The sequence below is a fragment of the Mesorhizobium huakuii genome (assembly GCF_014189455.1).
GTDB lineage: Bacteria > Pseudomonadota > Alphaproteobacteria > Rhizobiales > Rhizobiaceae > Mesorhizobium > Mesorhizobium huakuii_A.
This window is the reverse complement of sequence record NZ_CP050296.1, coordinates 6,063,136-6,075,628: the sequence shown is the minus strand read 5'-3', so window position 1 is coordinate 6,075,628 and position 12,493 is coordinate 6,063,136. Positions and strand designations below refer to the sequence as shown.

The following is a 12,493-nucleotide window of genomic DNA, read 5'->3' as shown; positions in this document are numbered from 1 at the left end:
CGGCAAAATGGCCGCGATATCGCGTCGAATTTGCTGAGCCGCCTCATCACTGGGCCCATATCAGTCAAACCAGGATTATGCATAAATATTAGGCAATTACTGATCTTTTCGTAGGCATATTGCCTAAATGAATCGCAGGACCTATCTTGTAGGAAAGCTGAATCGACAAGCTCCTGAAAAAGAAAGGAGACCGCCCATGGAAGTCGTCCCCTCCCGTCCGTCGGCAAAAATTCTGATGTTCCCTCTGGCACCGCGCAAATCTGCCTCAAATTTAGGCGCGAAGGCGAAATTCGCGGCAGAGGTCGCCTCGCTGCGTTACACGCACGCCGATTTTGACGGCTGGTATCACGAAGCAGCCGTCGAGGAAGAAAATCAGCGCAAGAGCTGAACCTTCTGCATCGTTTCCACACGAAAAAGCCCGGCGTGATTGCTCACGCCGGGCTTTTTCATTTCCACGCTGATCCGATCGGCTACTGCTTGGCGTGCAGATCGGTTCCGAGCGTGTCTTTGACGAAGATCATGCCAATGACCAGCGTGATCGCCGCGATCACCACCGGATACCAAAGGCCATAATAGATATCGCCCTTGTAGGCACTGAGCGCGAACACGGTCGCCGGCAGCAGGCCGCCGAACCAGCCATTGCCGATGTGATAGGGCAACGACATGCCGGTGTAGCGGATGCGGGTCGGGAACATCTCGACCAGGATCGCCGCGATCGGCCCATAAACCATGGTCACGAACAGAACCAGGATGAACAGGATACCGATCGTCATCGGCCAGTTCACCGCCGCTGGATCAGCGAACATGGCAAAGGCGCCGCCGCCCGGTATGTTGTAGACGGTGACCTCAGGCGCGCCCGCTGCCTCATCGGCGGTCAGAAGCTTGTCCTTCACCGCCTGGTCGGTTGGCACGGCTGCCTTTTCGCCGCCGCGGATGGCGGCGGCATCGAGCTTCAGTTCCGGATTGGCCGCGATGAAGGCCTCGAGCTTCTGGTCCGCAACCTTGATCGCCGCGCGCTTCAGCGGATAACCGCCGTCCTGCAGCGACATGTTGACGGCCTTGACGAAGGCGGCGTCCTTGGCCTTGGCCTGATCGCCTGCGGCGACCGCATCGTAGGATGCCACCGTCTCCGTACCGATCTTGACCGACGCAGCCGTTCCGGCCGCAGCGGTCGACACCACGTCATAGGGGACCGAGTTCTTGGTCAGGAATGACGTCGCGATGTCGCAGGACGTCGTGAACTTCGCCGTACCGACCGGATTGAACTGGAACTTGCAGTCGCCAGGAGCTGCCGTCACCGTTGCCCGTGTGCTCTGCTGTGCCTTGGCGAGCGCCGGGTTAGCGGCCCAGGTCAATGCCTTGAACAGCGGGAAGGTGCAGACGATGGCCAGCGCAAGGCCAGCCATGATGATCGGCTTGCGGCCGATCTTGTCGGACAGCCAGCCGAACACGACGAAGAAGATCGAGCCAAGCGCCAGCGCGGCGGCGATCATGATGTTGACGGACTGCGCGTCGACCTTCAGCACGTTCTGCAGGAAGAACAGTGCGTAGAATTGGCCATTGTACCAGACGACGGCCTGACCGGCGGTGAGGCCGAGCAATGCCAGCAGGGCGATCTTGGCGTTCTTCCACTGGCCAAAGGCTTCCGAGAGCGGCGCCTTGGAGCCCTTCCCTTCGTCCTTCATCTTCTGGAAGGTCGGGGACTCCGAGAGAGACAACCGGATCCAGATCGAAACGGCGAGCAGCAGGAAAGAGACGATGAAAGGAATGCGCCAGCCCCAATTGGCGTAGGTTTCCTTGCTCAACGACCCTTGGACAATCAGGATGACGATCAGCGACAGGAACAGGCCGAGTGTCGCCGTCGTCTGGATCCAGGACGTGTAGAAGCCGCGGCGATCATCGGGTGCGTGCTCGGCAACATAGGTCGCCGCACCACCGTATTCGCCGCCGAGCGCCAGGCCCTGCAGCATGCGCAGGCCGATCAAGATCACCGGAGCGGCGATGCCCAAGGTCGCATAGCCGGGCAGCAGACCGACCAGGAAGGTCGACAGGCCCATGATCGTCATGGTGACGAGGAATGTGTATTTGCGGCCGACAAGATCGCCAATGCGACCGAACAACAGCGCCCCGAACGGGCGGACAAGGAAGCCGGCAGCGAAGGCCAGCAGCGCGAAGATGTTGCGCGTCGCCTCGGGAATGGCCGGGCTGAAAAAGGTCGAACCGATGAAGGCCGCCAGTGAGCCGTAGAGATAGAAATCATACCATTCGAAAACGGTGCCGAGCGAGGAAGCGAAGATGACCTTCTTCTCTTCCCGCGTCATGCCGCGGCTCGTTCCGCCGGCGGTCGATGCCATTGCCATTGAGTTGTCCTCCCGTGAGACCCTTGTCCTCGATGCCGCGTGGCGGTGTCAGCGTTCTCCTCCGAACACGGACTCACGACAGCCATCGCGGAAAAAATGACAGAAAGCGCCCGCCAACGGCAGAGCGACGATGGGATTATGACTTTGGTATTAGGTGCGCTGCGGTAAGGACCTGAGATCAGGCCTTGAGCGCTTTGAGAAGGCCGACGGCAGCCATCATGTCGCGTTTGCGGGCGGCGCGGCGCGCGAGCGCTTCGGCGTCCTGTCCCCAATGCTCGATCTGCCAGTCCTCGTCGACATGGCCGGCCGCCCAGGCGGCCTCTACGTCGAGCTCGCCGAAATCGACGGCCAGCGCCAGCAGCGCCGAACCGGTCAGCGAGGTCATGAGGTGGATGGCGGCCAGCCGCAGCGGCTCGGCGCGCTGAGCAAGATGACTGCCAAGAATGGCGATCGTCTCGCGCGGCTGCTCGACATGGATAATCCCCTCGGCAAGGTTGAAGCGGGCTCCGAGTGTGGCACGCGCCCAATCGATGACCGGATCCCACTGCTCGTTTTGCCGGTCGACCAGCCCTTCTGGCGCATCAGTGCGGTAGCAGAGCAGATCGGACGAGGCAAAACGCAGTATGTCCTCCAGCACCGCCTGCGGATCGCTGGCAACGCCGTCGATGGCGGTGTTGACCAGGCGCATCACCGGCATCGTCACCGGATTGATCGTCTCGCCCTGCGAGGCGAATTCGTCGGCAACCAGCGCTGCAGCCGCCTCGGTCGGCAGCGCCAGCAGCGCCTTGCCCGGCGTGCGCACCGGCTTGCCGTCGAGATGCACGGCGAAACCTTCCTCCACCGGCGCAACCGAAACGGTCTTGTAGAAGCGCTTGGGCAGCGGTGTCTTCATCTGGATCTGGGCGCGACGCACCGGATCCGGATCGGAAAGATATTTTCCGGCTTCGAGGTCTTTGAGGATGTCACGCATGAAAAGTCTCTCTCACACCGGTGTCAGCTTGCGTGCCTGCCGGTTGACCATGATCAGCCCCGCCGCAATCAAGCCAAGTGCCAGAAAAATGCGAATGGTCAGCGGCTCGTTCAAGATGATCGCGCCGCACAAAACGCCGAAAACCGGCGACAGGAAGGTGAAGCTGGACAGGCCGGAGGCTGGATAGCGGCGCAGCAGCCAGAACCACAGGACATAGGTGAAAGCGACGATGTAGATCGCCTGGAAAAGCAGCGCCAATGTCGGCAACAAGGACGGGTCACGTACTGGCGGCCCGGCGAGAGGCAGCACCAATATGCCGACGATCGCCGCGCCGGCGAGCTGATAGAGCAGCAGTTTCTCCGCGCTCGCCTCGACCAGTTTCGACCGCTTGATGAGGATATTGGTCCAAGCCCAAAAAAATCCGGAGCCGAGACTGAGCAGATCGCCGAACAGCATGTCCCCGCCGCCAAGCTTGTCGGAAAAGACGGTGGCAAGGCCGGCGAAGGCCAGCAGCAGGCCAAGGAACTTGCGCATGGTGATTTGTTCGCCAAGCAGGAAGTGCCCGCCAATCAGCATCCAGAACGGCATGGTGTTGACCAGCAGCGTGTTGCGGGCAACGGTCGTGTGCTCCAGGCCGACATAGAGGCAGAGGAACTCGATGCCGAAAAGCACGCCGACGGCTATGCCGGCCAGCAATGTGCCATCGCGCGTGAACAGCGCGATGCCGCGCCAGCGGCACCAGAGGAAGACGCAGAAGCCGCCGATGATCGAGCGCGCGATCGACAGGAAGACAGGGTCGTAGCCGGCGTAGGAGATTTTGGCGGCGACGTAGTTCAGGCCCCAGGAAAAGGTCAGGCCGACCATGATGGCGGCGGCGGCCATGTCGACTGCGTCGCGCCGATCGAGCGCGTCGGTGGCGCCGCTCAAGCTCAATCCTCCGCGCTGGCGTCGTCGAAGCCGATCAGGTTCCAGCTCTGGCGCATATGCGGCGGCATCGGCGCGGTGACGTCGATGACGCCCTTGTCCGGGTGCGGAATGATGATGCGGCGCGCATGCAGATGCAGGCGGTTTTGAATGCCGCCGGGAAAATCCCAGTTGGTGTCGGCCTCGAAATATTTCGGGTCGCCGATGATCGGGCAGCCGATATAGGCGGCATGGACGCGAAGCTGGTGGGTGCGGCCCGTATAAGGCTCCATCTCCAGCCAGGTCATGGTCTGCGCCGCCTGTTCGATGATGCGGTAGTAGGATACGGCGTGATCGGCGCCTTTTTCACCATGCGCAGCCACCCGCACACGGTCGCCGTCCTCGGTCGGCTCCTTGATCAGCCAGGTTGAGATCTTGTCCTCGCGCTTGGGTGGAACGCCCTTGACCAGGGCCCAGTAGGTTTTCTTGGTCTCGCGGGCGCGGAACGCCTCGGACAGCTTCATTGCCGCGAGCCGGGTGCGGGCGACGACCAGCACGCCCGACGTGTCGCGGTCGAGCCGGTGGACCAGCCGTGGCTTCTCGCCCTTCTGGTTGCGCCAGGCTTCCAGCATGTCGTCGACATTGCGGGTGACGCCCGAGCCACCCTGCACCGCCAAACCTGCCGGCTTGTTGAAGACGAAAACCTTCGGATCCTCATGGATCAGCATTTTTGCCAGAACGTCGGCATCGCCCTGGTTGCGGATCGAATGGCCGGTCAGCGCGCTCTCGCCCTTCTTGTCGACCTCGAGTGGCGGGATGCGCACCACCTGGCCAGGCTCGACACGGCTGTCGGCCTTGACGCGGCCGCCATCGACGCGGATCTGGCCGGAGCGCAGCAGCTTCTGCAAATGGCCGAAACCAAGGCCCGGGAAATGGGTTTTGAACCAGCGATCGAGCCGCATGCCCGCCTCGCCGGCCTCCACCGTGATCTGTTCAACGCCTGCCATATTGTCTTCGCTTATCCGTTTCCAAAGCAGGGCTCGGCCTGCGCTTGGCGCGGCAATAGCATTAAGGCAGGCTTCTTGCGAGCCAAAGTCCCAGAAACAGGGCGACAATGGCGCCGACGACGCTGGCCAGCGCATATCCAAACGCCGGCAGCGTGGCTCCCCGCTCCCACAGCGTCGCGAAATCGAGCGAAAAGGCGGAAAAAGTCGTGAAGCCGCCAAAGATGCCGGTGGCGACAAACAGCCTGACTTCGTTCGATCCGCCGCGGCGCGCCAGTATGGCGATGAACAGGCCCATGGCAAAGGAGCCGACAATGTTGATGGCCATCGTGCCCCAGGGATAATTGGGGCCGACAAGGCGCAGCGCGCCCATATTGGTGAGATGGCGAATGCCGGCGCCGATGCCACCGCCGACGACCACGAGAAGCAGATTGAACATCGTCGTCTACTGCCCCTGCGAAGGCGGTGGCGTCAATCCCTTCAAGCCCGTGACAGCACTTCCGGGATAGCACAGACGGTTGAGCGCGTCAGAAACCGCCTCTCACGCCCATTGTCGAGCGAGAACATGCCACCCCTGCCCGGCACCACATCGATGAGGAGGTCGGTGTGCTTCCACACCTCATATTGCGAAGCGCTGATGTAGACCGGGGTGTCGCCGATCTCGCCCAGCAAGACGTCATTGTCGCCGACGATGAAATCGCCGCGGGGGTAGCACATTGGCGAGGAGCCGTCGCAGCCGCCGCCGGACTGGTGGAACAGCACCGGACCGTGATCGGCGATGATCTCCGCCAGGAAAGCGATGGCTTCCGGCGTGGCCGAGACCTTTCCCAGGGAAACCTTGTCTGGCATGCCGTCCTCCACGACGAAACCTCAGGCGCGGCCGGCGAGCCTGGCCGCATGACAGAGCGCGCATGATCCCTCGGAAAGGATCATGCGCTGCCTTGGGAGGCGATCAGAAGAAGCCGAGCTTCTTCGGGCTGTAGCTGACCAGCATGTTCTTGGTCTGCTGATAGTGGTCGAGCATCATCTTGTGGTTTTCGCGGCCGATGCCGGACTGCTTGTAGCCACCGAACGCCGCGTGCGCGGGATAGGCGTGGTAGCAGTTTGTCCAGACACGGCCGGCCTGGATGGCGCGGCCGAAGCGATAGCAGCGGTTCGCGTCACGGCTCCAGATGCCGGCGCCGAGGCCATAGAGCGTGTCGTTGGCGATCGACAATGCCTCGTCGTCATCCTTGAAGGTCGTCACCGACACCACCGGCCCGAAAATCTCCTCCTGGAAGATGCGCATTTTGTTGTGGCCCTTGAACACGGTCGGCTTGACGTAGTAGCCGCCGGCCAAATCGCCCGGCAGGTGGTTTTGTTCGCCACCGGCCAACACTTCGGCGCCTTCCTTGCGGCCGATATCGAAGTGGCTGAGGATCTTTTCCAGCTGTTCGCCCGATGCCTGTGCGCCGATCATGGTCGCCGGGTCGAGCGGATCGCCCTGGACAATTGCCTCGACGCGCTTCAGCGCCTTTTCCATGAACTTGTCATAGATTTTCTCATGCACCAGCGCGCGGCTTGGGCAGGTGCAGACCTCGCCCTGGTTGAGCGCGAACATGACGAAGCCTTCGATCGCCTTGTCGAAGAAATCATCGTCCTCCGATGTCACGTCCTGGAAGAAGATGTTGGGCGACTTGCCGCCGAGTTCGAGCGTCACCGGGATGAGGTTTTGGCTGGCATATTGCGAGATCAGCCGACCGGTCGTCGTCTCACCGGTAAAGGCGATCTTGGCGATGCGGTTCGAGGAAGCGAGCGGCTTGCCGGCTTCGAGGCCGAAGCCGTTGACGATGTTGAGCACGCCATCCGGCAACAGGTCGCCGATCAGGTCCGCCCACAGCATGATGGTGGCGGGCGTCTGTTCGGCGGGCTTCAGCACCACGCAATTGCCGGCGGCAAGGGCCGGCGCCAGTTTCCATACCGCCATCAGCAGCGGGAAATTCCAGGGAATGATCTGGCCGACGACGCCAAGCGGCTCATGGAAATGATAGGCGACGGTGTCGTGGTCGATCTCGGAGATGCCGCCTTCCTGGCTGCGTACGGCTCCAGCGAAATAGCGGAAATGGTCGATGGCGAGCGGCAGGTCGGCCGCGGTCGTCTCGCGGATCGGCTTGCCATTATCCCAGGTCTCGGCGAGCGCCAGAAGGTCGAGATTGTCTTCCATGCGGTCGGCGATACGGTTGAGGATCAACGCGCGCGCAGCCGGGCTGGTCCTGCCCCAGGCGTCCTTGGCCTTGTGCGCGGCATCAAGCGCCGCCTCGATGTCGTTCGCATCCGAACGGGCGATTTCGCCAAGCGGCTTCCCGTTCACCGGCGAGATGTTGTCGAAATACTTTCCTGAATGCGGCGCCATCCATTTGCCGCCGATGTAGTTGTCGTAGCGCTTGGCGAAGGGAACCTTGGCCGTGCGGGAAAATTCCACCTTGTTCATCGTCTTCCTCCCAGGAAACAGCGGTACGGGATGTACTGCGCTGCCAGGGAGATTGCGGACAGCCTCGGGCTTTGTCAGCCCGGGCAAGTCATCCACCCAAGGCCGACTGTCGCAAGATTGCGACAGGTTTGACGCCGAAACTCAATGTGGCCGGCGGATGCCGAAGCGGGCGAGCTTGCGATGCAGAGTGGCTCGCGAAATGCCGAGATTGTGCGCGGCGGCAGAGACGTTACCATCGGCGCGCGCGATCGCCCGCTGGATTACTCCGCGCTCCGCTTCCTCGAGTTCCTCCGCGGCCTTGGCGACGTCACCAAGGATGTCGGCGGCGGGCAGCCCCCTGGCCAGAGCCTGTTGCGTGATGCCGAGGCTCTGCCGCGCCGAGCGGGTCGCACCGACGACCAGATCATCGCCGTTGACCGCAATCAACGCGCCGGCGCCGCGCTCGGCCGCCGAGGCAAGCAGAATGCGGGCATTGGGAAAAGACAGGCGAAAATTCTCGGCCTCGATGCGGCGAGCGGCATCACCGACCGCCATGGCGATCAGGCCGACAAAGCCTTCGGTCAGATCCGACCGGCACGACGAGACATCGAGCGCGGCAGCCAGATTGCCCTCGTGGTCGTAAATCGGCGCCGTGGTGCAGCTGAGCAGCGTGTTGCTCGAAAAGAAGTGCTGGTCGCGGTGGATGGTCAGCGCGCGCTGGTCGGCGAGGCATGTGCCGATGCCGTTGGTGCCCTCGGAGTCCTCACTCCATACTGTCCCGGTCCACAGGCCCCATTCGTCGAAGGTCTCGTCATCGGCGGAAGCCCCACGGCGTTCGACAGGGATACCGTCGCGATCGGCCAGCAGGACGCAACAGCCAATGCCGCCGACCGCAAGATAGAGACGATCAAGGCTCGCATCCGCGGCACGCAGCAGCTGCTCGACCCGCTGCCGCGCCAGCCTGAACTCGCCTTCAGTCAGCCGACGAGGCGCCTGTCGTTGGCCAGGATCCAGCCCATGCACCGTGAGCGAGCGCCTCCAGGAGGCAACCAATGCCGATCGGGCGGCATCGCTGGTGGCAATGGCCGCCTGGATGATATCGGCATGATGGGCCGGCTGTCCGCTCACCTCATCCTCCCAAGGCGCTTCCGACTCAAGCAGCGTTATATCCGTTCAGATATATCCGCCGCATCGAGTTGTAGGGGAATAGCGACTGCTGGCGCTATAAGACAATGGTCCAACAGCAATAGCGGGAGGTGGCCGACCGCTAAAAGCCGCCAGAACGCTGCCAGCGAGGCCGGCAGCGCCGCGAAGCTTTCAGCTCAGGTGGTTTCGACCTTCTTTGGCTTGGTCGAGCCGATCATCTTCCAGTTCTTATAAAACATCGAATTGATGCGCTCGACGCTGACGGAGACAACCGCGAGCATACCTGCGATCAGTCTCGGGAACGGGGACGGCCTGATAATGTCCATGAACACGCAGTAGCGGCGGCCATCATATTCATTGACCGAGCGATGCAGCAGCGTGTCGTCGAAAATGAACAGCGGATTGTCGTACCAGTAGTTCTTGACGTTGCCGCATTCGACGAAGATTTCGGACTTCACCGGAACCAGATTGTAGAGGATGCGCAGGCTGAGTCGCAGTGGGCCGAAATGCCAGGAGGTCGATTCTGCGCTTGCTGAAGACCGACACGGCGATGGTCTTGATGTATTTGAAATCCTTGTTGAACTCGGCGACGTTGTCGATCCTGTGCTTGCCATACCACTGATAGACATACATGCCGCGCCGGCCTGCGCCGAAATTGGCGTCGATGTCGGCGATGATCTCGTCCTTGCGCGCCTTGAAGATGTCCAGGACCTCATTGACCTCGCGCTGATAATCCTCGGGAAACTGTTCCAGCTTCCACACGCCGGGGTTCCTGTAGCAGAGCAGATCGACCAGCAGGTTGAACGGCGACAGCAGCCAGGTGAAAAGACCGTTGCCGAGGAAATAGCCGCGAAACAGCGACAGGTCCTTATTGGCATTGCGCAGCACATCGATCAGGCCGCAGACGATCCAGATCGTGGTCAGGATCGGAATGAAATAGAAGCCGAGCGCGAGAAGCGGGATTGCGATCACAGCCTGGCGAAGGAGTCTACGGGTTTGCTTTGTCATTGTGTTCCGCGCGGGAGCGCGATCCTGTTCGCATGAGCCAAATTGCGGCGACCCCCGCCAGCCGCGCGCCTTGATAGGATTTTTTGTTTCCCTGCACAATGCTATTGCAACGATAGACCGGCGAGTGGAGTGCGCCCCTCGGAGCGGACAGGATCAAGCGGCAGTTTTGACCGACTGGCGCATTGGGGACCGGCGCTTCATCCATGCGGCTGCGTTGAAAGACGCCTTTGCCCGGGTCGCCAATGCGACACTTCCATCCGTAAAACTGCGATCTGGGTTGATACCGGCACGGCCTGCGCATCGACTTCCAAGAAGTTCGGAGCTTGGGGCAGAAACATGATGATGAAATAGTATGCCCGATACGGTAAGCGTACCATGATGATATACTAGCATGTCGAAAAAGGGCCGGTATCTATTCGCGGTTGAATCAATATCCGTCACCAAAGGTTGATAATTTTGTTTCCGATCACAATTGTGGAGTATACATATAATGCTATGCGTTCACATCACAGGAACAGAACGGCACTATAATAGAGTTGCTGCCGTAAACGACAACGGCGAGTGGAAAATGTTTATGCCATTTCCTCGAAACACGATTGAGGAAGCGGCGCTCGTTGGCACCGATATTTTGGTATGCCTATCGGACGAAGGCGAAATTTGCCTGATCAATTTCCGCTCGGGCCTGGAAATCGCGAGGCGAAGTTTGTTGCCGGGCAGACCGTACAGACTCCTTGTGGCGCGTAATTCGGAGTTTATCGTTGCTTATGATGCGAGCTCGATTGGCTTGCCGCGGAGTAGAAATACCACCTGGTATCCTCACCACATCGCGATATTGAAGGTCACCGACCTTTCAACAATTACCGAGGGTAATTTTATCGATTTGTCGGCAGGGCAAACTTCGGGGCGAATCGTCTATCGCGACGGAGGCAGCAGAGGTAACACCGACGGATCCATTGATTTAGATATTGCCACGAATATCTTTCAGGATAGTTCCGGTCGGCTGTCATTTGCTACTATTCAAATTCAATAAGCCCGAAGCTTGGTTTTTGCCGGATCGATCCAAAGGATTGGTCGTTGAAATTCACGCCTCTCCCAGCAGCCGACAACCCGTGGCGATGGTACAGCCAAAGTGGAGATTATGCTCTCGTCCCTCATTTGGGCACACGATGGCGTCGCAGTCTGAGAATAAAAATAGATCTAATTCATGATTTCGCAAGGACGACCTTAAGCACGATCTTCCAGCGCGATTTTAGTAATTCACAATTAAAAATGGGACGATAATCTTAAGGGGTATCATCGCAATAAAGGTACAATCGAATTATGGACAATTGACCCGCCAAAACAGGTCAAACTGATTAGAACTCGTAATGGAATTCCCCCAGATTTTGTCGACAACATTGTTTGGGAACCAGATGATGCCGTTTTTTGGGTCAAATTCGGCGGAGACTCTCGGCGAATTGATTTCCAACGCGTTGATATAAATGGAAAGCAACTATCACCCGTCTTCAGCTTTCAGCGATTTCGCGATAAAAATTATCCCTATCTTCAGGACATTTTTGATCTCGCGGATCCCAATCGGATCGAGATACGTTCATTCTCGAATTCCGTTTATATCCAGCGCGCTTGGTGTACGAGTAATGTGAGATTTCGACTGATAGCAGATGGCGAGGACGGTTTCCTTGAGGACACGTCTCCATATCCACCCGAAAAACTGGTCAGGCGCTTTCTTGCCAAATCAGATCGTCGGCATGTTGTACATGTTAATGAATTCTCTAAGGACGCAATCTCCGAGGCTCTTCTCCGCCTCGCTGAGGACATAGATCAGCGTCTCGCAGAGCTTCTGCAAGAGGACGTGCTGGAGCTGTCTTTCAAAATTGAGAAACGAACGCTGAATGAAACGGCATTCTTTAGGCGGTTGACGCAAGATCGCATTCCCATTGCGCCGGTACTTCGTCGTCTCATGACGGCTTACTTGAATGCTCATTCCGCCGCCGTCGAGGCCAAAGGGATTTTTCGTCAACTCTGGGGACCAGAGGGTCAGGGGGCACTCGCTCCAGCAATGCAAGCTCTTTTGAGTATCGACCCAGACTCCCATGACATTTTTAGGAGTTACCTAGCCAAGCGAAACGGCGAATATGACGTTTATTCCACTGATGTAATCATGAAACGCTACATTCAAAAATCCGGATGGCGTAACATCGCAATGATAGGCTTTGGTATATACTTTGCTCTGATCCGTCACAAAGATGGTCTGCGGGCGATACGAGGGGGGCTTCTCAATGAATATGGGCTTTTGAGCGCGGCAGAGAAAACGGTGAGTGAGGCTACTTTTGCTGCCATGATTTCGCAAGAGATAGATCAATTTATGGTAGATCCCGGCCTTGATTACGGCACCAAAGAAGACCTTTATGTTTCCATTCAACCAAGCTTGGAACTGACAAAATATGGCCGGAGGGTATTGGGTTTTCTCTCATTTGGAGAAAAATTGAATCTGAAGAGAGGTCCCGAAAAACACGGTTGGAACCCGGGATTTTTGCAGGCCGTTGATGCGCAGCGTGCTCGTGCAGAAAAGGCGGCTCGACCATGGTGGACATATGTGTTCAGAAAAAATAGATAATCCAACTTCAAACAGCGGAAACCTCACTGCTGACGG

11 protein-coding genes and 1 pseudogene are annotated in these 12,493 nt (G+C 59.0%); 3 read left to right on the top strand and 9 right to left on the bottom strand.

Annotated features, from left to right (window positions below):
* Positions 1-196: 196 nt before the first annotated feature.
* Positions 197-388: a DUF2735 domain-containing protein gene (locus HB778_RS29505; RefSeq protein ID WP_095203298.1), complete on the top strand. Its 192-nt coding sequence runs from the start codon at positions 197-199 to the stop codon at positions 386-388.
* A gap of 82 nt (positions 389-470) precedes the next feature.
* Here the strand turns inward: HB778_RS29505 and HB778_RS29500 are convergent, their stop codons facing one another.
* The 9 genes and pseudogenes from HB778_RS29500 to HB778_RS29460 form a co-directional block, all read right to left on the bottom strand.
* A complete protein-coding gene (locus HB778_RS29500) occupies positions 471-2,360 on the bottom strand; it encodes an MFS transporter (RefSeq protein WP_183459000.1) in 1,890 nt (629 codons plus the stop codon).
* 178 nt (positions 2,361-2,538) lie between these two features.
* Positions 2,539-3,330 carry an ATP12 family chaperone protein gene (locus HB778_RS29495; protein WP_183458998.1) on the bottom strand — a complete coding sequence of 264 codons (792 nt, stop codon included), beginning with the start codon at positions 3,328-3,330 and terminating at the stop codon, positions 2,539-2,541.
* Between the two features lie 12 nt (positions 3,331-3,342).
* Positions 3,343-4,212: a DMT family transporter gene (locus HB778_RS29490; RefSeq protein WP_183465264.1), complete on the bottom strand. Its 870-nt coding sequence runs from the start codon at positions 4,210-4,212 to the stop codon at positions 3,343-3,345.
* 47 nt (positions 4,213-4,259) lie between these two features.
* Entirely contained in the window at positions 4,260-5,240 is a 981-nt protein-coding gene (locus tag HB778_RS29485) for an RluA family pseudouridine synthase (protein WP_019857981.1), read from the bottom strand.
* A 61-nt stretch (positions 5,241-5,301) separates the two neighbouring features.
* Positions 5,302-5,676, bottom strand: coding sequence for a fluoride efflux transporter CrcB (gene crcB / locus HB778_RS29480; protein WP_183458996.1), 375 nt, complete (start codon positions 5,674-5,676; stop codon positions 5,302-5,304).
* A gap of 41 nt (positions 5,677-5,717) precedes the next feature.
* Positions 5,718-6,086: a DUF779 domain-containing protein gene (locus tag HB778_RS29475; RefSeq protein WP_183458994.1), complete on the bottom strand. Its 369-nt coding sequence runs from the start codon at positions 6,084-6,086 to the stop codon at positions 5,718-5,720.
* 103 nt (positions 6,087-6,189) lie between these two features.
* The gene (adh, locus tag HB778_RS29470) at positions 6,190-7,707 is read right to left on the bottom strand and encodes an aldehyde dehydrogenase (RefSeq protein ID WP_183458992.1); all 1,518 of its coding nucleotides are present in this window, start codon (positions 7,705-7,707) and stop codon (positions 6,190-6,192) included.
* A 141-nt stretch (positions 7,708-7,848) separates the two neighbouring features.
* Positions 7,849-8,814, bottom strand: coding sequence for a helix-turn-helix domain-containing protein (locus HB778_RS29465; protein WP_183458990.1), 966 nt, complete (start codon positions 8,812-8,814; stop codon positions 7,849-7,851).
* 194 nt (positions 8,815-9,008) lie between these two features.
* Positions 9,009-9,840: pseudogene (locus HB778_RS29460) on the bottom strand (aspartyl/asparaginyl beta-hydroxylase domain-containing protein).
* Between the two features lie 568 nt (positions 9,841-10,408).
* Between HB778_RS29460 and HB778_RS29455 the strand changes: the two are divergent.
* Both HB778_RS29455 and HB778_RS29450 read left to right on the top strand, forming a co-directional pair.
* Positions 10,409-10,870, top strand: coding sequence for a hypothetical protein (locus HB778_RS29455; RefSeq protein WP_183458988.1), 462 nt, complete (start codon positions 10,409-10,411; stop codon positions 10,868-10,870).
* An 822-nt stretch (positions 10,871-11,692) separates the two neighbouring features.
* On the top strand, positions 11,693-12,457 hold the full coding sequence (locus HB778_RS29450) for a hypothetical protein (RefSeq protein WP_183458986.1): 765 nt from the start codon (positions 11,693-11,695) through the stop codon (positions 12,455-12,457).
* The last annotated feature ends 36 nt before the right edge of the window (positions 12,458-12,493 follow it).

What these genes read in the sequence shown, in the direction of transcription:
- HB778_RS29505 (WP_095203298.1), top strand. Translation starts at nt 197, where the DNA reads ATGGAAGTCGTCCCCTCCCGTCCGTCGGCAAAAATTCTGATGTTCCCT.
- HB778_RS29500 (WP_183459000.1), bottom strand. Translation starts at nt 2,360, where the DNA reads ATGGCAATGGCATCGACCGCCGGCGGAACGAGCCGCGGCATGACGCGG.
- HB778_RS29495 (WP_183458998.1), bottom strand. Translation starts at nt 3,330, where the DNA reads ATGCGTGACATCCTCAAAGACCTCGAAGCCGGAAAATATCTTTCCGAT.
- HB778_RS29490 (WP_183465264.1), bottom strand. Translation starts at nt 4,212, where the DNA reads ATGGCCGCCGCCGCCATCATGGTCGGCCTGACCTTTTCCTGGGGCCTG.
- HB778_RS29485 (WP_019857981.1), bottom strand. Translation starts at nt 5,240, where the DNA reads ATGGCAGGCGTTGAACAGATCACGGTGGAGGCCGGCGAGGCGGGCATG.
- crcB (WP_183458996.1), bottom strand. Translation starts at nt 5,676, where the DNA reads ATGTTCAATCTGCTTCTCGTGGTCGTCGGCGGTGGCATCGGCGCCGGC.
- HB778_RS29475 (WP_183458994.1), bottom strand. Translation starts at nt 6,086, where the DNA reads ATGCCAGACAAGGTTTCCCTGGGAAAGGTCTCGGCCACGCCGGAAGCC.
- adh (WP_183458992.1), bottom strand. Translation starts at nt 7,707, where the DNA reads ATGAACAAGGTGGAATTTTCCCGCACGGCCAAGGTTCCCTTCGCCAAG.
- HB778_RS29455 (WP_183458988.1), top strand. Translation starts at nt 10,409, where the DNA reads ATGTTTATGCCATTTCCTCGAAACACGATTGAGGAAGCGGCGCTCGTT.